The 17,896-nt window shown below is 65.1% G+C and carries 11 protein-coding genes; 4 read left to right on the forward strand and 7 right to left on the reverse strand.

Annotated elements, in window-relative coordinates; genetic code table 11:
• From P0Y59_01705 to P0Y59_01715, 3 genes are read right to left on the reverse strand one after another with little or no spacing between them, the layout of a single operon-like run.
• Entirely contained in the window at positions 1-1,089 is a 1,089-nt protein-coding gene (locus P0Y59_01705) for an ABC transporter substrate-binding protein (GenBank protein WEK00439.1), read from the reverse strand.
• On the reverse strand, positions 1,089-2,066 hold the full coding sequence (locus P0Y59_01710; protein ID WEK00440.1) for a TauD/TfdA family dioxygenase: 978 nt from the start codon (positions 2,064-2,066) through the stop codon (positions 1,089-1,091). The genes P0Y59_01705 and P0Y59_01710 overlap by 1 nt, the downstream gene beginning before the upstream one ends.
• A gap of 29 nt (positions 2,067-2,095) precedes the next feature.
• A complete protein-coding gene (locus P0Y59_01715; GenBank protein ID WEK00441.1) occupies positions 2,096-3,055 on the reverse strand; it encodes an aldo/keto reductase in 960 nt (319 codons plus the stop codon).
• Between the two features lie 463 nt (positions 3,056-3,518).
• Here P0Y59_01715 and P0Y59_01720 point away from each other — a divergent pair, with 463 nt between their 5' ends.
• A complete protein-coding gene (locus P0Y59_01720) occupies positions 3,519-5,852 on the forward strand; it encodes a TonB-dependent receptor (GenBank protein ID WEK00442.1) in 2,334 nt (777 codons plus the stop codon).
• Positions 5,853-5,900: 48 nt separating this feature from the next.
• Here the strand turns inward: P0Y59_01720 and P0Y59_01725 are convergent, their stop codons facing one another.
• The gene (locus P0Y59_01725; protein WEK00443.1) at positions 5,901-8,738 is read right to left on the reverse strand and encodes a TonB-dependent receptor; all 2,838 of its coding nucleotides are present in this window, start codon (positions 8,736-8,738) and stop codon (positions 5,901-5,903) included.
• 118 nt (positions 8,739-8,856) lie between these two features.
• Here P0Y59_01725 and P0Y59_01730 point away from each other — a divergent pair, with 118 nt between their 5' ends.
• The gene (locus tag P0Y59_01730; GenBank protein WEK00444.1) at positions 8,857-9,750 is read left to right on the forward strand and encodes an ROK family protein; all 894 of its coding nucleotides are present in this window, start codon (positions 8,857-8,859) and stop codon (positions 9,748-9,750) included.
• A gap of 13 nt (positions 9,751-9,763) precedes the next feature.
• Here P0Y59_01730 and P0Y59_01735 read toward each other — a convergent pair whose 3' ends face one another.
• From P0Y59_01735 to P0Y59_01745, 3 genes are all read right to left on the reverse strand, one after another.
• Positions 9,764-10,888, reverse strand: a complete 1,125-nt coding sequence (locus P0Y59_01735; protein WEK00445.1) for a hypothetical protein — start codon at positions 10,886-10,888, stop codon at positions 9,764-9,766.
• 130 nt (positions 10,889-11,018) lie between these two features.
• On the reverse strand, positions 11,019-11,366 hold the full coding sequence (locus P0Y59_01740; GenBank protein WEK00446.1) for a hypothetical protein: 348 nt from the start codon (positions 11,364-11,366) through the stop codon (positions 11,019-11,021).
• Positions 11,366-13,936 carry a DUF4157 domain-containing protein gene (locus tag P0Y59_01745; protein ID WEK00447.1) on the reverse strand — a complete coding sequence of 857 codons (2,571 nt, stop codon included), beginning with the start codon at positions 13,934-13,936 and terminating at the stop codon, positions 11,366-11,368. Before P0Y59_01745 ends, P0Y59_01740 begins: the two co-directional genes overlap by 1 nt.
• A 156-nt stretch (positions 13,937-14,092) precedes the next feature.
• On the opposite strand from P0Y59_01745, the gene P0Y59_01750 reads away from it, so the two are divergent.
• A complete protein-coding gene (locus P0Y59_01750; GenBank protein ID WEK00448.1) occupies positions 14,093-16,000 on the forward strand; it encodes an EAL domain-containing protein in 1,908 nt (635 codons plus the stop codon).
• The gene (locus tag P0Y59_01755; GenBank protein WEK00449.1) at positions 16,000-17,868 is read left to right on the forward strand and encodes a CHASE4 domain-containing protein; all 1,869 of its coding nucleotides are present in this window, start codon (positions 16,000-16,002) and stop codon (positions 17,866-17,868) included. The genes P0Y59_01750 and P0Y59_01755 overlap by 1 nt, the downstream gene beginning before the upstream one ends.
• Positions 17,869-17,896 lie beyond the last annotated feature (28 nt).

A 17,896-nucleotide genomic window follows, 5' to 3' on the forward strand; every position in this document is an offset into this window, starting at 1 on the left:
TCATTTGGAGCTGGCGAGGGAAAACCCGCCCGCGGCAAGCGCTTCGAAACGGGGGTCGAACAGGGTGCTTGCCTCGAAGCGGGGATTGCCCAGCTCGGGTGCGAGGATGTCGATCGATGCCTGCTGGTAGCGGATCGCGTCGGTCCAATCCGCCGGGATGTCGGGCTTGCCCGCCGCGGTGACGATCAGCCGGGCATCTTCCAGCTTCAGGCCCTGCTCGCCGACATAATAGCCGCGCGCCAGCTCCTCGGGATGCGCGAGCCGCCACGCCCATGCCCGGCCCCACAAGGCGGTGAACTGCTTGAGCGCGGCCGCCTTGGCGGGGTTTTGCAGGACCTCCACCGGCACATAGGCAAAGATCGGGTCGTCGCGGAAACCGGGATGCTTCAGGACAGTCGCGCCGTCGTCGCCATATTTGCGCAGGTAGCGCTCGGCGACGATGCCTCCGCCGATCGGCGCCATATCGACGGCGTTGCTGGCTAGCGCGCTGGTATAGACGTCGCCGCCGATGCTCGACGGCAGTTCGACCAGTGTCACCTCGCTCTTCGCGATTCCCGCTGCCTTCAACGTCTGGAGGACGATCTGCCCCTGTACCTGGCTCGGGCTGATCGCGATCCTTTTGCCGCGCAGGTCGGCGATCGTCCGGATATTCGCCTTGGGCGCGATGCCCAGCACGAAGGCGGGGTGGTCAAGCGGATCGTGTCGATAGGCGGTGGCGACGATCTTCACCGGCAGGCCGACCCAGGTCGCATGGATCGGCGGTACGTTGGCACCGAGCCCGACATCGAGCGCCTTGGCATGGAACGCCTCGGTCACGTCGGGCCCGCCGGTGATCTGGACCCATTTGATCCTGAACTTCAGGTCCTTGTCCCAGCCATTATGCCTGACCACCCATTCGGTCACCGGATCGCCGACCGTCAGCACGGTGCCGTCCGGAACGCTGTCGGGCAGGGCGGCTGACAGTGCCAGTCCGCCGGCCGCCTTCGCCTGGCGGTTGGGGGCGAACAGCACCAGCAGGCCGATGGTGACCGCGACGAACGCGGCCAGGGCGACAGCACCCCATGGCTTCGATCCGGCCGCGGCCGGCATCAGCCGAGCACGTTGAACAGCTCGCCTTCGAGCTGTTGCGACACGAAGCCGTCGGGGCCACGGGTAAGCTCGCCGGCGACGGTGATGCGGCGGACGGCGCGGGCCAGGTCGAACTGGGCGTAATCGATCGGTCCGGCATGGGCGACCGCCTGGTTGTCCCACACGACCAGCGATTTGGGCCGCCAGTGGAAGCGGACCTGATATTCGGGCCGGGTCGCCTCGTAGAATAGCAGGTCGAGCAGGGCCTTGCTCTCCGGCTCCTTCAATCCGACGATATGGCTGATCGTGCCGGGATTGAGGAACAGCAGCTTCTCACCGGTCTCGGGATGAATGCGGACCAGCGGGTGGAGCGCGACGAACGGCCCCTTGGTGCGTCCGTCGCGCCGCGGCTCGCGGGTGCCGCCGTCATAATCGGTGGTGCGGTGCACTGCCTGCAACCCGTCGATCAGGCTGCGGATCGGCGCCGACAGACCCTCATAGGCGGCGATCAGATTGGTGAAGAGCGTGTCGCCGCCATAGGGCGGGATCTCGACGCCATGCAGGATCGAATAGCGGTTCGGGTTGGCGACGAAGGTGATGTCGATATGCCAGCCCTTGTAATCGCGCGGCGGCTCGCGGCCGGGCGGCAGGGCGGTATTGCGCTCGCGCCGGGTGCGGTATTCGGCGACCGAGCGCTCCCAGATCTCGGGATGATCCTCAAGCCCTTCGGCGATCGGATGGGCGGGCGTCAGCGGCCCGAAAGCCCGGCCGAACGCCTTGAGCTGGTCGTTGCTGATGTCCTGGTCGCGGAAGAACACCACGCGCCAGTCGTGAAGCGCGCGCTGGATGTCGGCGGCGAGTTCGGGCGTGATCGGCTCGCGCAGGTCGATGCCGGAGATTTCGGCGCCGATCGTGGGCGTCACCGGCTCGACGGTGATATGGTCATAGGTGAAGCGGTCGCGATTGGTATCGGGGCGAAGCGCGGTGACGGCGTTCATATCTGGCTCCTTCAGCCGGAAAGGGAAAATCAGGCGGCGACTGGCTCGGGCGGGACGAGCTTGAGCGCTTCCGCCGGATAGCGGGCGCCAGCGGTCGCGCCGCGGGGGAAGGCCGCCTCGAGTGCGTCGAGCGAGTCGGCATCGAGCTCGAGGTGGTTGGCCGCCCAGTTGGACTCGAGATGCTCGATGTGGCGGGTCCCGGGGATCGGCACCACGCCCTTGGACAGCACCCAGGCGAGGCTCACCTGCGCCACGCTCGCGCCGACCCGCTTCGCCACCTGTTCGATCGTCGCGCGGCGCAGGCTGTTCGCCGCGACTGCGTCCGGCTGGAAGCGCGGATGCTGGCGGCGGCGGTCGTCGGGATCGCTCACCTCGGCACCCGCCAGGAAGCCGCGCCCGAGCGGGCTGTAGGCGACGAAGCCGATGCCGAGCTCACGGACGGCCGGCAGGATCTCGACCTCGACGTCACGGGTCCACAGCGAATATTCGCTCTGCAGCGCGGTGAGGGGATAGGTCGCATGCGCCCGGCGGACTGCGTCGGCCGATGCTTCGGACACGCCGACGCCGCCGATCTTGCCTTCGTCCACCAGCCGGCCCAACTCGCCGACCGAATCCTCGATCGGAATGTCGGGATCGACCCGGTGGAGATAATAGAGATCGATATGGTCGAGGCCGAGCCGGGTCAGGCTCGCCTCGACGGCGTCGCGGGCCTTGATCGGCGCCACCGCCGCACCGCCGCCATTGGGACGATGGACGAACTTGCTGGCGATGATCAGGCCATCGCCCCGATCCGCCACTGCCTTGCCCAGCAGCTCCTCATTATGCCCCGCGCCATAGCCCGTGGCGGTGTCGAAGAAGGTTACGCCGAGGCCGATGGCGCGGTGCAGGGTGGCGACCGACCTCACATCGTCCGCCTGGCCATAGGTATGCGACAGCCCCATCGCACCAAAGCCCTGACGGCTGACTTCAAGCTTTCCGATACTCGGCATGGATGTGTTCCCGAACGAATGGTTGCTGGCGAAAACTGCGCCCATGCCGGCGATCGGCGAACGTAGAATATCTTTCCTCGGCGCTAGAATCCATACTGATCTAGTGGGAATTTAATGAGGGAACCTTTTGCCCGGCGACGGCGTTCGCGCGCGCTCCAAAACAGGAGCCAGCGGGCAGATAACATATTGGTGAAACGGTATTTATCGATCAGTCGAAGCGTTCGTCCGTGAGGACAGAAGGAGCCTGCTTCAGAAAATCTTGGGGACGGCGAAGATTCAATTCCCATTGACTCGATAGGAATTTGGAATCAGCGTTGCGCTCTCGATCGGAGGGATCGGGCAACCCCGCAATGCGCAGCCAGCATATTGTCGAGAAGGTGCTCGCCTGCGCCCGGCCGCCCTGGAGAGGGGCAGCCGCGACCGATCGACCGCTGACGTATCGCAAAGGTCAAGGGAGGCCGAAATGAACAGATTCCATCGCGCAACGCTGCTGTCGACGATCGCCGCGGGCGCTGGTCTTGGCCAGCCGGCCCTGGCCCATGATCCCGCACCCGATGGCGCGGTCGCCAGGAACGTCGCGGCGGTGGCGGAGGACGCCGCCGTGGCCGCGGACGAGGGCGGGGATGTCGTGGTGACCGCGCGCCGTACCTCGGAACGGGCCCAGGATGTGCCGATTGCCCTGTCGGTGGTGTCCGGCGCGACGCTCGAACGCAAGGGCGGCTACACGCTCAGCGACGTGCAGTTCCAGACGCCGAGCCTCACCGCCTATAATTCGAATCCGCGCAATTCATCGATCGGCATTCGCGGTATAGGCGTTTCCTCCGCCTCGGACGGGCTCGATACGTCGGTGGGTGTCTATATCGACGGGGTCTATCTCGGCCGCCCCGGCATGGCGCTGGCCGATCTGATCGACATCGACCGGGTCGAGGTGCTGCGCGGCCCGCAAGGCACGCTGTTCGGGCGCAACAATTCGGCCGGCGTGCTCAACATCACGACCCGCGGCCCGGAGTTCGAGTTCAAGGGCACGGCCGAGATTTCGGGCGGTACCTATAATTATAATCAGGAACGCGTGAGTGTCACCGGGCCGCTGATCGACGGGCTCCTGGCCTTTCGCGTCACCGGCTTCAACACGCACCGCGACGGCGTGCTCGACAATATCAAGACTGGCGTCGCCGCCAACAGCGTCGGGCGCAGCGGTGCGCGCGTCCAGCTTCTCGCGACGCCCGCCAGCAATCTCACGTTGCGGTTGATCGGCGACTATTCGATCGAGGACGACACCTGCTGCGTCAGCGCCACGAAGCTGGTGCTGCCGGCCAGCCTGAGCGCGACGACCGGTCGCACGCTCCAGACCCTGGCGGCGCTCGGCTATGTGCCCAGGCCGAGCCTCGATTACACCCAGAACAATTCGATCCAGAATATGAAGACCGACCAGAAAGGCGTGTCGCTGCAAGCCGACTGGGATCTGGGGCCGGTCACCCTGACCTCGATCAGCGCCTGGCGCTACTGGCACTTCAACCCGTTGCAGGACAGTGACGGCACGCCGCTCGACGTCATCCAGGTCAATGTCGCCCAGACGAAGGACGACCAGCTTTCGCAGGAGATCAGGCTGGCGTCACGGCCGGGGCGGTTCAACTGGCAGGTCGGCGCCTATCTGTTCCATCAGGTGCTGCGCGATCATTTCATCCTCAACCAGTTCGGCTATGACGCCAGCAACTTCTACACCACCTATGCCCGCCTCGCGAACCCGGCCGCGGCCGCGATCAATATCGCCCCGGGTTCGCAATATCTCGACGATGTCCGGACCACCGTCGACAGTGTCGCGGCTTTCGGACAGGCGAATTATTCGATCACCGATCGGCTGACGCTCACCGCCGGCATTCGTTATACCCACGACAAGCGCTGGGGCCGGTCCGACACCTCGCTTGTGGGGACGCCGAACCCGGCTACCTCCATCCCGTTCCATTACAACGTGTCGGTGACGGGCGATAACGTCTCCTATCTCGCCAGCATCGCGTACAAGGTCACGCCCGACATACTGGCCTATGGATCCTATTCGACCGGCTACAAGGGGTCGGGCCTCAACCTCAATTCGGCGGTTTCGGCGGGGACGCCGCTGGTGCTTGAGCCGGAAAAGGTCCGGAACTGGGAACTGGGCCTCAAGAGCCAGCTCTTCGACCGGCGCCTGACCCTCAACATCAGCGCCTTCTCTACCGATCTTTCCGGTCTTCAGGCCAATATCGTTCCCACCAACGGCAACCGTTCCTATCTCGCGAATGTCGGCGATGTGCGGTCGCGTGGCATCGAGGTGGATGCATCGCTGAAGCTGACGAACAACCTGACGATCGACGGCAACGGTTCCTACAACGACGCGAAGTACAAGAGCTATGCCAACGCGCCATGCCCTGTCGGCGTGACCGGGGTCTGCGACCTCACCGGAAAGCCGTTGTTCCAGGCGCCGAAATGGGTCGCCAATGCATCGATCGACTATCACATCCAGCTTGCCGGTGGCGTGCGACCTTATGCGATCGCGCAGTACAGCTATCGGTCGAGCACCTTCGGCACGGCCGATGCCGGCCCGTACAGCCGGATCGATCCCTACAGCCTGGTCAATCTCCGCCTCGGCGCGTCGTTCCGCGAGGGGCGCTACGACCTCTCCGCATGGCTCAACAACGCCTTCGACAAGAAGTATTTCCAGAACCTGTCGACCACCGCGATCGTCGGCACCTCGCCTTTTGCCTATGCCGGCCAGCTCGGCACGCCGCGTACCGCGGGGGCGACTTTCCGCGTGAATTTCTGAGGCAGGGAGGGGACGTGGCCGGGAAGTCCCCCCGGCCACGCCAAGCCGTCAGAAGAACAGCTTCCGAAGGCTGATCCGCACGCTCCGCCCCAGCGGGTCGAGATAATCGGGCTGGTAGCTGACCGGCGTCACGCCGTTCGCATCGGTCACGCGCTGCTTGCCGTCGAAGATATTGGTCACGCCGATCGTCAGGCGAGTGCCACGCAGCCAGGGGTGTTTCTTGACCAGGTCGAGCCGCTGCCCGAAATCGGCGAACAGCCGGAGATCGAGGGTGCCGAGGCCTGAAAAGTTGAGCGACTGGGGCGCACCGGGCGTCCCGCCATTGACCTCGGTGCCGGTGCGGTAATTGCCCGAGAACCGGAAGCCCAGGCCGTTATTCGTATATCCTGCCTGCGCCTCGAATTCATGGCGGGACTGGCCGCCGCTGCTGCCGATCGCGTCGCCGTTGAGCAGGTCGAGCCGCGGTCCGCCATTCTGGACCAGCACCTCCTCCTTGAAATGCCATGTGTGGTAGAGCGCGAAGTTCAGCCGCCCGCCGCCCTGGCCACCGCCGCGGCCGCCAAATCCGCCGCCGCGCCCGCCGAATCCACCACCCTGGCGCGGCCCGCCGTCACCGGCACCGCCGCCGGCCTGACCGCGGTTCTCGCCGCCATCGCCCTGTCCCGCGGGCGTGCCGCCGTTCCGCGCACTGCCGTCCGGCGTGGTATCGCCGCCGCCGCGCCGCCGGAAGCCGCCCGGCGGCTGCATCCCCGCGAACGGGTTCGGCCCGGTGCCGGCACGGAACGCCTCCAGTTCCTTCTGGATCTTGGATTTGAGCGGCTTGGAGAAGTTGATGCCCCAGCGCAGCTGAGACCGGCTGCTTTCGGCGAAGTTGATCGGCCGCATGTCGATCCGGGTCAGCATTCCCGACGCGTCGCGCGTGAAGCGGCTCGGGAACGCAGCCTCGATCGCCGCCGTCGCGGTCGGGAAGGCGGCGATCGGGTTCTCGGTCCGGCTGGTTACGTAATTGGCGGTGAAGCTGATGTCCTTTTCCGACCAGGGCTTCAGGGTCAGGCCCAGCTTGGTGACATGGTTGTTGCTGGCGATCAGCCCGGTGTTGCCGCCGGTCAGCGAGGTGATGTTGGCGGTGGTGCCCTGGATATAGTCGAATACGCGCACGTTCGGCGTCGTGATCACCGGATTGCCGAGTTGCTGAGCGCTCGGCGCCTGTTCCTGGTCGGTATGCGACACGATGAAACGGATCGCGTCGATCGGCGTCCAGTTCGCGCCATAGCCCAGGGTCTGGAGCGTGCCGAAGTCGGAGAGATGATTCTCGGCGATATTGAAATTGGCCGAGAGCTTGCCGAGGAACGGCAGGAAATTGTTCGCCTTGCTCGCGATCGGCACGTCGAGATTGAGCTGGCCGCTGACCGTATCGCGCGACACCGAGCCGATCTGGTCCCCGCTGAGTCGATAGGATCGGCTATCGAAGCTGCTCATGTCGCCACCCACCCGGATGCTGGTCGAGATGTCGCCGGCGGGCAGCTTGAACAACGGCCCGTTGAACAGCGCGTCGAGCCCGGCATCGTTGGAGATGGCATAGGCGCGGTTGGCCGGGCTCGCGCCGAACCTCTCCAGCGGACCGAACGGGTTGGCGGTGGGGTCCCCGGCGTTAATCCGCGCCTGGAAATCAGAGATGTCGAGTCCGGTGTCGGTAAAGGTCCTTGTGTCGCTGTGGTCGTAGTTGCCGGTCAGCGACCAGCGCCATTTCGGGCCGATATTGCCGTTGAACGTGGTGCCGAGATGTGTGGTGAGCGTTGAGCTGCGCTGCGCGATCGGCAGATACCCGTCCAGCACCCGGTCGACGACCACGTCGTTGGCGAAGGGCGAGAAGGGGTTGCCGGCGGGCAGGTCGAACGAAGCGGTCGGCAGGCCGTTGAGCCGCACGCCGTCGGTATATTCCACCCGGCCGTTCAGCGTTGCCGAGACGTTGCCGAAGATCGTTCGTGCATAGACGCTGTTCGCGGAGAAATCGCGGCTTGTCGGCAGCAGGCTGCGATACGCGGCCTGATTGGTCGTGTTGGGGTTATTCGCGGTCGCGCCAAAGGCGCCAAGCGTCGGCATGCCGCCTGCGGCGCTGCCCGGCACGCCCGCGATCGTCACCGTGCTCCCGGCGAGGGCGCTCAACGCGGGATCGATCTCTCCACCCTTGGGCCCGACGACATTGCCGCCGATCGCGAACGGGCTTGGCTGCTGCGTGATATCGCGCTGGCTTTCGGTCAGCCCGGTTTGCCCTTCATATTCCATATGCAGGGTGAAGCGGCCATTGCCGTGGAGGTTGAGCAGATCGAGCTTGCCGTCAGTATCGTTGTTCCCCCCGGCGGTCGGCATCTTGTTGGCCAGTTCGACGGTGGTCGCGCGGAAGCGGCGGCGCAGGACGATATTCACCACCTTCTGGTCGGCGGGATAGCCATATTTCAGCGCGACCTCCTCGGGCAGGATGTCGACGCGCGCGATCGCTTCGGTCGGCAGGTCGCGAATCTCCGAGAAGCTGGAAATGCGCTTGCCGTTGAGCAGCACCACCGGCGCCCCGCCGCTGCCACGACCGCTGGTCGTCTGCGGCGTCAGTTCGGCCAGCAGGTCGGAAACCGAACTGACTCCGTAGGATCGGATGTCCGCCGGACCGAGCTGCTCCTCGGGTTGGATGTCGCCGATCACCGCGCCGGGCAGGTTGCGCTGTCCCCGCACGATGATGTCCGGCTCGTCCGTGTCGCCCTGGTCGTCGGCCTGCCCGGCCGGCGCGGCGCCCGACGTTGGGGCCGGCGCTGCTCGCGGTGCTTTCTGGGCTGCGGCGAGTGCGGGGTTGCTGGCCGATGCCAGCAGGAACAGGATGCCGATACGCCGCATGGTCACTCCAACTCGAATCTCAGCCGGAGCCCTAGACTCCATTTGTCGCAAGAATGTGCCGGTCAGCACATTGACCTGCGATTGACAGTATTCCCGCCCGAAGAGGATAGCGTCCGCCATGACCAATTCCCTGATCGCCGGCATCGAACTTGGCGGGACCAAATGCATCTGCGTGCTCGGCACGGGACCGGACGATATCCGGGATGAAGTTCGGATAGCGACGACCGGGCCCGGGGAGACGCTGGCGGCGATTGAATCGGTGCTCAGCCGCTGGTCGGGCTACCAGGCCCTGGGCATCGCCAGCTTCGGTCCGGTGTCGATCGATCCGGCGGCGGAGAACTACGGCTTCATCACCGCGACGACCAAGCCGGGCTGGTCCAACACCGATGTCGGCCGCCGCCTGGCGCGTCACGCCGGCGTGCCGTTCGCTTTCAACAGCGATGTTGCTGGTGCGGCCCTGGGGGAAGGACGGTGGGGCGCGGCGCGCGATGTCGCCGATCACGCCTATATCACTGTCGGCACCGGCGTCGGCGTCGGGCTGGTGCTGAACGGCATTCCGACGAACGGGCTGACTCATCCTGAGCTCGGCCATGTCCGCTCGGTCCGCATGGCCGGGGACGATTGGCCGGGCATCTGCTCCTTCCACGGGGATTGCGTCGAGGGCCTTGCATCAGGACCGGCAATCGCCGCGCGGGCGGGCCGACCCGCGCAGGAACTGGCGGCGGACGATCCCGCCTGGGACGGTGTCGCGCATACGCTGGCGCAACTGGTCCATATGCTCGTGCTGACCGGCATCCCGCGCCGGGTCGTGATGGGCGGCGGCGTGATGACCGGCACTCCCGGTCTTTTTCCCCTGATCCGGTCGAAGCTGGTGCAAAGTCTCGGCGGCTACGGGGCCACGCCCGATATCGAGCCGGTCGAAGACTATGTCGTGCCGGCGGCGCTCGGCAACAATGCCGGGCCGCTAGGGGCGATCGAACTAGGCGCGGCGCTGGTTCGCGGGAAAGAGTGAACCGACCCTCCGGTCAGTTGATCCATCCGACGCCCTTGAGGATGCCGGCGAGTTCCTGGAACCGCAATTCTTCCGTCGGCGAACGAGCGTTGTTCTTCGCCAGCACGCCATATTCGTAATAGAGGCCCGACAGGTTGGACGGTGCCTGTGTGATGCCGGTGAAGTTGAACGTGCCGCTTGGTGCGGCCTTGATCGAGGTCTCGGTCGATCCGGGGTAAAGCGCGTTGATCGTGCTGCTCGAATGCACGCCGCGCGTTTCCCAGGGTTGGCCTTGCAGCTGGCTCTGCAGCCTCGGGCTCAAAGAGCCGAGCGGCACCGTGCCTTCTGAGGTGACGATATTCGATTGGTGCAGGGGCGTCAGCAACAGGCTGCTGTCGCTCAGGTCGAGCGCCTGGCGGCTCTTGGTGCTGGCATGCCATTGCCCGCCCGGCGATGTCGAGCCGCGCAGATCGGGATGCTCGCCGATATAGCTGTTGAGAAGGCTGTTGGCGGCGCGAAGGTTGTCGGACAGGCTGTTGAGCTTGCCGAGCAGCGTATTCGCTGTCTTGGCCGACGGGTTGGCCATCATTATCTGCGCCGCTTTTTCGATCCCCGTCGCTTCGCGTGTCCCCCCGATGCCGGCGGTTACGTTGAACAGCCATATGGTCAGGTCGCTGTCCTTGTTCGGCGCGCTGCTGTTCAGATATTCGAGAATGGTTGCCTGGATGTCGTTGAACGCCAGGATATGGCAGCGGGCGAGTTGTTCCTTGACATAGTCGATCTTGCTCACGCTCGATCCCGTGGTAATTTTGAAGTCCTCCAGGATCGCCCGTTCTGCGGTGACCTGCCATTTCGGTCGCTCGCTGTCGGATGTGAAGTTAGGCGGTGGCGAGCTATTGTCGACGATCATTCTCTGGACCGGCGCCATTCCGGTGGATCGCGCGATCGGCTTGAGCTGTGCCGTCTCAGATCGAGGGGGCACGCCGTCCCGGTCTCCGGACGGTGTCGCCATCGCGGCGAGGCGCTGCGCCGGCGGGCCAGCGTTGAGCATCGCGGACATGGCGGCCAATTGTGTCTGGCGCGGGCCGGCGATGCTCGCGCCGGGAACGGGAAGGGCGGGACGGATCGCCTGACGCTGCTGCACGCCTCGTTGATGCATCGCGCTGTGCCCTTGCCAGTCGATCGGGGCCGATCGACTGGGCGATGCTATTTCCTTTGTTCGGTTACGGCAATCGGATCGCCCGAAATTGGGGCTATCTGCGCCTGGACCCTTGGGGAAGGAAGTCGGGTCAGGGAACGAGCTCGATCGAGTCGATTTCGCTAAGGCACGGCATGCGAACACTGGCGGTGCCGTCCGGAGCATCCGGCGCCTCGCCATGAAGAATGCCGATCGCGACGACCAGGCGCCCCTCATGAGCCTCGCGTTCCGCATTGCTGCGGCGGGCGTCGGGGTGCCAGGATGGTTCGAGCAGCACCGTCTCGCCATCGTCCAGCCTTATGGCGACATGGCCGGAATATTGTGGCGGCGGCTTGTAGAGGCGGCGCAGGTCGATCGACGCATAAATGCCCTGGACCGCCACCCGCTCGCCCGCGTGCTTCGAAATGTTCTTTCCCGAACGGATCAGCGGCAGGGCCATCAGGCGTCCCTTGGCTTGACGGTCATCGTCGTCGGCGACTGGCCATGCGCGCCGATCACGTCGCGATTCTGTTCGTGGAACGTCTGCCCGCGCTTGCCGACGGCGTTGGATGCGGCGCCGTACATCTGGAAGATCCAGTTCGTGTTGCGCGGCACTACGATATGTTCGGCTGAATTCTCCATCGTCACGGTGTCGCCGCCGCTCTTCATCAGCACGCCCGCCCAATGGACATTGTAGGTGACCTGAACGGTGCCGTCGCCCCGCCTGATGTTCTTGGGCGCACCGCCCGTTGAAATGGCGAATGCCTGACCGGGCTCGGGAGCGGCATAGCGGTTGATCTGCGCCCGCTGCTCGAAAGTATCCTTCTCGGCGGGTGTCAGCTTTTCATAGGAGGCGACGATAAGGTCGTCGATTTGTTTCAGCGTCGGTATGATGGTTGGCGCGATCCGTTGGATCAGGTCTCTGATCTGGTTCACCTCGACAGAGATCCTTGTCTCTGCCTGTTTGAAAGCCAGCTGCCGTGCCGCGAAACCGCCGTCGAGAGGATCCATGTCCTGCAACTGGCGTCGTTCTTCTAAAATCTCGGGAAGGTCGACGGTTCTAATCACGGTCATCCGCTCCATGGCATGGCGGAACGCGTTGATGGGCCTGTCGAGCTGACGCAATCTCGTAAGGTCGATCAGGTTGCGTTTGCTCGGGCCGACGCCGACGAAGCTGAAAAAGCTCGGGACGTCCTCGTTGCTCTTGGCCATGATGAACGGGAGCAGGATTTCCCGCTTCATCTTGGCTGGCTGGTCTTCCGCCGCCGTGGTGACGGCTGCCGCCAGGTTGATGGTGTTCCGGAAGACCGCGACCATCTCGGTCTTTGTGTCATCGTCACCCATTGCGCCGGTCAGTTCATGCGCCGCCGTGCCGCAATCGTCCGGCATCGTCATGTCTTCGCCCGAATCGCCTGTGGGGCCATAGCTTGGTACGACCTTGGTCAGGGTACGCGCATGGTTGCCAACGGGTGAGGTGCCGGAAAGCGTCGTATCGCCGGCAGCGACGCGATAGCGCGAGCCCGACGTCTGCAGACGCTCGTTGGTTGGCTCGATCATCCCGGCCTCGGCCCACAGGTCATGCGAGCCATAGCCGTCATCCTGGCCCACCGCGAGATTGCCGTCCTCGGATACGCGCACCGGCTTGCCGGCGTTCCACTGCTGATCGGTCTGCTCGCTCACCGGATACAGGCGATAAAGCTGGGCAACGCGCTGCGCGGCCGGCCCGCTGGCATTGGGCTCGGCCAGTGCCGTATTCGTGGCGGAGGCGGTCATGCCCGCCGCCCGGGCGCCCATTACATCGGCCTCGCGCTCAAGCCCGGCGTCGTCGTTGATGGGGGTCCCTGCCTTCATTTGCCGGGTTGGGGCGACTCGCCCCTGCGCCTGTTGGACGACATGCCAAGCTTCGTGCGGCAAATGCCGTTCCTGTCCCGGGGCGAGATGGATGTCGCTGCCCTGGGCATAGGCATGGGCGTTGAGCTGGGCGGGGCTGGCCGAATTATAATGGACCTTCACCCCGTTCATCGAGATGCCAGACAGGGCCTCGATACCGGATTTCAAATTGTCGGGCATGCCGGTGCGATTGCCCGCTGGCTCCGCGGCGCGCTGCGCCACGGGGTCCGTATCCGCGAACTTGCCCTGCAGGACCGTGCGCATGGCATCGCTCTTGTTCGCCAGCTTGTGCCCATCCTCGTCGAAATCGACCAGGTTGAGATACTGGTCGATCATCTCCGCGGGGTTCTCCCCATGTTCGGCCAAAGCCCTACGCACCTCTTTCTGGGCTCGTTCCAGGGCCGCGGCGGCTTTGTCCTTTAGCGCGCCTTGAGCCCTTCCGGCGGATTCGAAATATTTCTCCGCCTGCGCCAGATGTTCGACCTGGTCCCACAGCGGTGCATCGCTCTTGGTGCCGCCCAGTTGCGCGTTCAGGATGTTCTCGGAATGCGCGATGGTTTCATCGAGCGCGCTCTCGGCTTCGGAAGGGGCGGCTGAAACCAGGCCCTCATCGAAATTCTCGGCATGCTGCACTTCATGGCGGATCGTCGACAACAGAGTGGCGACCCGCTCGTCCTTGGGCAGGGTGCCGACCTCCTCGACATAACTCGACGAGAGGAGGATGGCGCCCCGGGCACCGCTGTCGCGAAGCGCGACGCCTGCCTCGGTCAGTCCCGGCTGTCCGGGCGGCAGATAGACCGCCTTTGAGCCCACCGGCGCCCGGTTCAGATAGGTGCCGAGGCTGCCGACCCGCAATTTCAGGCCCTGCGGCAGCGCCACATGGTTCGCCAGAAGCCAGGCGACATGTTCGTCCCAGCTATCGAACGCCTGAATGTCATAAAGCTGCGCCACCGCCGGATAGGCAACCCGGCCGTCGCGGTCGGGCGACGCCAAAGGGGCGAGGCGCTGCACCGGCGGGGCCGCGTTCAGCATCTCGGAAAAGGCGGCGAGCTGAGTCTGGCGCGGCCCGGCGACGCGCGCGCCCACAGGCCGGGCGTCGGGACGGGAGGCCTGCCGCTGCTGAGCGCTCCGCTGATCCATGGTCGGGATGCTATGTCGCGGCGCCGTGCGCGGCAACTGAATCAAGCACTGATAGTGAGGGCATCGAAACAGCGTTTACGACGCCTTAACCGTGTCCGGTTACGCCATGGCAAGGGCGGACGGGCCCTCAATGACATTAACCACGGCGGTGCCCCAATGCGCATTCTGATCGTCGACGACGAACCTGCGATGCATGATTCCTACCGACGCAGCTTCGCGCCGACGGGACATGCCGACGCAGGCGCGCTCGATGCGATGGCGGCCGAGCTGTTCGGTGACGACGATGATGCCCCGGCCGATGCGGCACCCCCGATGGATTTCGCGCTCACTCACGCGATGCAGGGGCTGGACGGCGTCGCCGCGATCGAAAAGGCGATGATCGACGGGGATCCGTTTGCGGTCGCGTTCATCGACGTGCGCATGCCGCCGGGCATCGACGGCAAGGAAACCGCCACCCGCATCCGGGCGCTCGACCCCGACATCAACCTGGTGATCGTCACCGGCTATTCCGATTTCTCGCCGGTCGAGATCAGCAAGGCGGCCGGACCGGCGGACAAGATCTTCTACATCGCCAAGCCGTTCGAGGTCGCCGAGGTCACCCAGACCGCGACCGCGCTGGCGCATCGCTGGCAGGTCGACCGCGAACTGGCCGCGACTCGTGCCGCACTGGCCGAAAAGATCCTGATCCTCGAGGAGCAGGGGCTGGAACTCGCGGCGAACGAGAGCAAGGCGGTGCATATCGCCAATCACGATTCGCTGACCGAGGCGCCCAATCGCCTCGCCTTCCTGCGCACTCTCGCTGAAAAGGCCCGGGGCAACGACAGCTTCGCCACCGCGATGGTCGATCTCGATCGCTTCAAGCTGGTCAACGACACGCTCGGTCATCTCGCCGGCGACGATCTGATCCGCCAGATCTGCGCGGTGCTTCAATCCTCCATCCCGGAAGGCGGTATGGTCGCGCGGCTTGGCGGCGACGAATTCGGCCTCCTGTTCGATTCGCCCGGCGAACAGGCTGCCTGCATGGCCTGCGAGCGCCTTATTAAGGCCTGCTCGGCCACCTTCAAGATCTTCGGCCATTCGGTCCAGTGCGGCGCCTCGGCCGGTTTCGTCTTCGTCGAGGCGGGGGAGAAGCACGATCCGGTGGACGTGATGCGCCGCGCCGATCTCGCGCTCAACGATGCCAAGCATAGCGGCCGTGGCGTCGTCCGCGTGTTCGACGACAGCATGGACGAATCGATCCGCTTCCGCCGGCGCATCGAGGGCGGGCTCGGCAAGTCGATCGAGAAGGGCGAGCTGAGCCTCGTCTATCAGCCGATCGTCGCCCGCGAGGGCCTGGAAGTCATTGGCTTCGAGGCGCTGCTGCGCTGGAACACGGAGGAATTCGGTCCGGTTTCTCCATCGATGTTCATCCCGATCGCCGAGGAATCGAACCTGATCCATGAACTCGGCAACTGGGTGCTGGGGGAGGCACTCAAGGAGCTGAAGGACTGGCCCGGCCAATATGTCTCGGTCAATTTCAGCCCGCGCCAGTTTCGCCGCCCCAATTTCATCGGCCATATCCTCGAATGCGTGCAGCGCGCCGGGGTCGAGCCCAACCGGGTGCAGATCGAGATCACTGAAACGGCGATCTTCGATGATGCCGATCGCGCGGCGGAGACGCTCTATCGCCTGCGCCAGATGGGCTTCCGCATCGCGCTCGACGATTTCGGCACCGGCTATTCGAGCCTCTACAACATCCGCAAGTTCGCGCTCGATTGCCTGAAGATCGACCGCAGCTTCATCGACGGCATGGGCCGCGAGCGCGAGAGCGCCGCGATCGTCCATTCGATCATCCATCTCGGTCGCGCGCTTGGCCTCGGCGTGATCGCTGAAGGCGTCGAGACCGAAGCTCAGGTCATGGCGCTCCGTGCCGCCGGGGCCTCGCATCTCCAGGGCTATTATTTCTCTCGGCCGGTCGATGCCGATATCGCGCGCGACATGGCGCTGGCGCGCTTCATCCCGGATCCGTCGGGGATCGAGGAGGAATATCTCGAACCTGAACTGGGTAACGGGACTCACGGCTGATGGCCCATTTCCTCCGCGCCGCTAGCGGCCGGATCGGGGCCCTGCGCAATCCGAAGTCGCTCGGCGCAAAGCTCGTCCTGATCCTGACCGTGGTGGGGCTGATCGGCTCAGCCGCGATCACCCTGCTGCTCGCCAGCGTCATCGTTCCCAGTTTCAATCAGCTCGAATCCCGCTCGGTCGAGGCGCATGTCGAACGCACCCGCGTCACGCTGCGCGAATATGCGTCGAAGGTCGAAAGCGCGGTGCGCGACTATGGCGACTGGAATTCGAGCTACGACTATATGGCGCGCCAGACCGCTGCGTTCGAGGAGGAATCCTTCTCGCCCCTCGCGATGGAGAATCTCGGCGTCAACGGCATGGCCTATGTTGCCAATGACGGCCGTATCGTCATTGCCCGCTGGCGCGGTGCTAGGGGCGACGATCCGGCGATGCGCAAGGCGCTGATCGGGCAGATCCGAACCGTCGACTTTCCGAAGATGCTCGGCGCGCGCAACTCGGCGAGCTTCTTCGTGCGGCTTGGCCGCGTGATCGCGGCGGTCGGCGTCGCGCAGGTCCGCCGCAGCGACGGTAGCGGAACTCCGCGCGGCTATGTGCTGATGGCGCGGCGGATCACGTCGGAACAGCTTTCCGGCCTGCTCCAGCTCAACGCCCGGCTCGATCTTGCAACTCTTGCCGATGAGGGACGAATCACCCCCGATCGGGAAAAAATGCGGATCGCCGTGCCGATCCTCGGCCCCGGTGGCCATGCCGTGGCGAGCGCCGATTTCACCGTGCCGCGCGACGTATCGGTACTCGGCCGGCGCATGCTTCTCCTCGCTGTCGCCGGATCGACCCTGTTGCTGCTTGTGGTGCTGCTGATGTTGCGGCGGATGATCACGCGGCTGGTGCTGCGTCCGCTTCGCCGGGTGGAGAACCATATGCAGGTCGTCCGCTCGTCCGGAGCGCTCGGCCTGCTGCCCGACGAGGCGGCGCGACAGGATGAGATCGGCTCGCTCGGCCGCAGCTTCAACGCGATGCTCCGCCAGCTGAAGGACCTGCGCGAGCAACTCGAGGTGCAGAGCTTCGCGCTCGGCCGCAGCGAGAGCGCCGTCGCGGTGATGCACAATGTCCGCAACGCGCTGAATCCGATCAGCACGATCATCAGCCAGGGTATCGTCCAGCCGGCGCCGATGGATCGCGGCACGCTCGATCGCGCCGTCGCCGAGCTGGCGAAGGACGATATTCCGAAGGCACGGCGCGATAAGCTCGTCGCGTTTGTCTCGGCCGCGATCGAGGCCGAGGCGAAGGATCGCGATGAACGCCGCCGTCAGCTCCAGGTCGGCCGGGAGGCCATGAGCCATGTGCTCGAGATCATCGGCGAGCAGCAGCAGGCGGCCAATGGCCGGCCCGAGCTCGAGCCATGCGACGTGACCGAGATCATTGCCAGGAACGCGACGATCGCTCGCTATTCGGGCGGACTGTCGATCGCGTTCAGCTTCCCCGCGCGTCCTCATCTCGCCATGGGCAGCCGCGTGATCCTGAGCCAGGTTATCGGCAATCTCTTCGCCAATGCGGCCGAGGCGATCGGTGCGCGGGGGATGGGCGGCGGCAGCATCGGCGTGACGATCGACGAGGAAAAGGGGCAGACCATCATCGCCATCCGCGATGACGGCGAAGGTTTCGCGATCGATCGCGCACCGACGCTGTTCCAGCGCGGTTTCTCCACCCGCAAGCACAAGTCGGGCGGCCTTGGCCTCCACTGGTGCGCCAACTCCATGACGGCGATGCAAGGCTCGCTCCGGCTCGAGAGCGAAGGCGAGGGCAGGGGCGCCGTCGCGGTCCTGACTCTCGCGACGGCGGTTCCCGAGCGGCGGGAACTGGCGGCCTGACAGCCGCCAGCCCCTCTCACGAGCGACG

This window comes from Candidatus Sphingomonas phytovorans (assembly GCA_029202385.1).
Lineage (GTDB): Bacteria > Pseudomonadota > Alphaproteobacteria > Sphingomonadales > Sphingomonadaceae > Sphingomonas > Sphingomonas phytovorans.

What these genes read in the sequence shown, in the direction of transcription:
- P0Y59_01705 (WEK00439.1), bottom strand. Translation starts at nt 1,089, where the DNA reads ATGCCGGCCGCGGCCGGATCGAAGCCATGGGGTGCTGTCGCCCTGGCC.
- P0Y59_01710 (WEK00440.1), bottom strand. Translation starts at nt 2,066, where the DNA reads ATGAACGCCGTCACCGCGCTTCGCCCCGATACCAATCGCGACCGCTTC.
- P0Y59_01715 (WEK00441.1), bottom strand. Translation starts at nt 3,055, where the DNA reads ATGCCGAGTATCGGAAAGCTTGAAGTCAGCCGTCAGGGCTTTGGTGCG.
- P0Y59_01720 (WEK00442.1), top strand. Translation starts at nt 3,519, where the DNA reads ATGAACAGATTCCATCGCGCAACGCTGCTGTCGACGATCGCCGCGGGC.
- P0Y59_01725 (WEK00443.1), bottom strand. Translation starts at nt 8,738, where the DNA reads ATGCGGCGTATCGGCATCCTGTTCCTGCTGGCATCGGCCAGCAACCCC.
- P0Y59_01730 (WEK00444.1), top strand. Translation starts at nt 8,857, where the DNA reads ATGACCAATTCCCTGATCGCCGGCATCGAACTTGGCGGGACCAAATGC.
- P0Y59_01735 (WEK00445.1), bottom strand. Translation starts at nt 10,888, where the DNA reads ATGCATCAACGAGGCGTGCAGCAGCGTCAGGCGATCCGTCCCGCCCTT.
- P0Y59_01740 (WEK00446.1), bottom strand. Translation starts at nt 11,366, where the DNA reads ATGGCCCTGCCGCTGATCCGTTCGGGAAAGAACATTTCGAAGCACGCG.
- P0Y59_01745 (WEK00447.1), bottom strand. Translation starts at nt 13,936, where the DNA reads ATGGATCAGCGGAGCGCTCAGCAGCGGCAGGCCTCCCGTCCCGACGCC.
- P0Y59_01750 (WEK00448.1), top strand. Translation starts at nt 14,093, where the DNA reads ATGCGCATTCTGATCGTCGACGACGAACCTGCGATGCATGATTCCTAC.
- P0Y59_01755 (WEK00449.1), top strand. Translation starts at nt 16,000, where the DNA reads ATGGCCCATTTCCTCCGCGCCGCTAGCGGCCGGATCGGGGCCCTGCGC.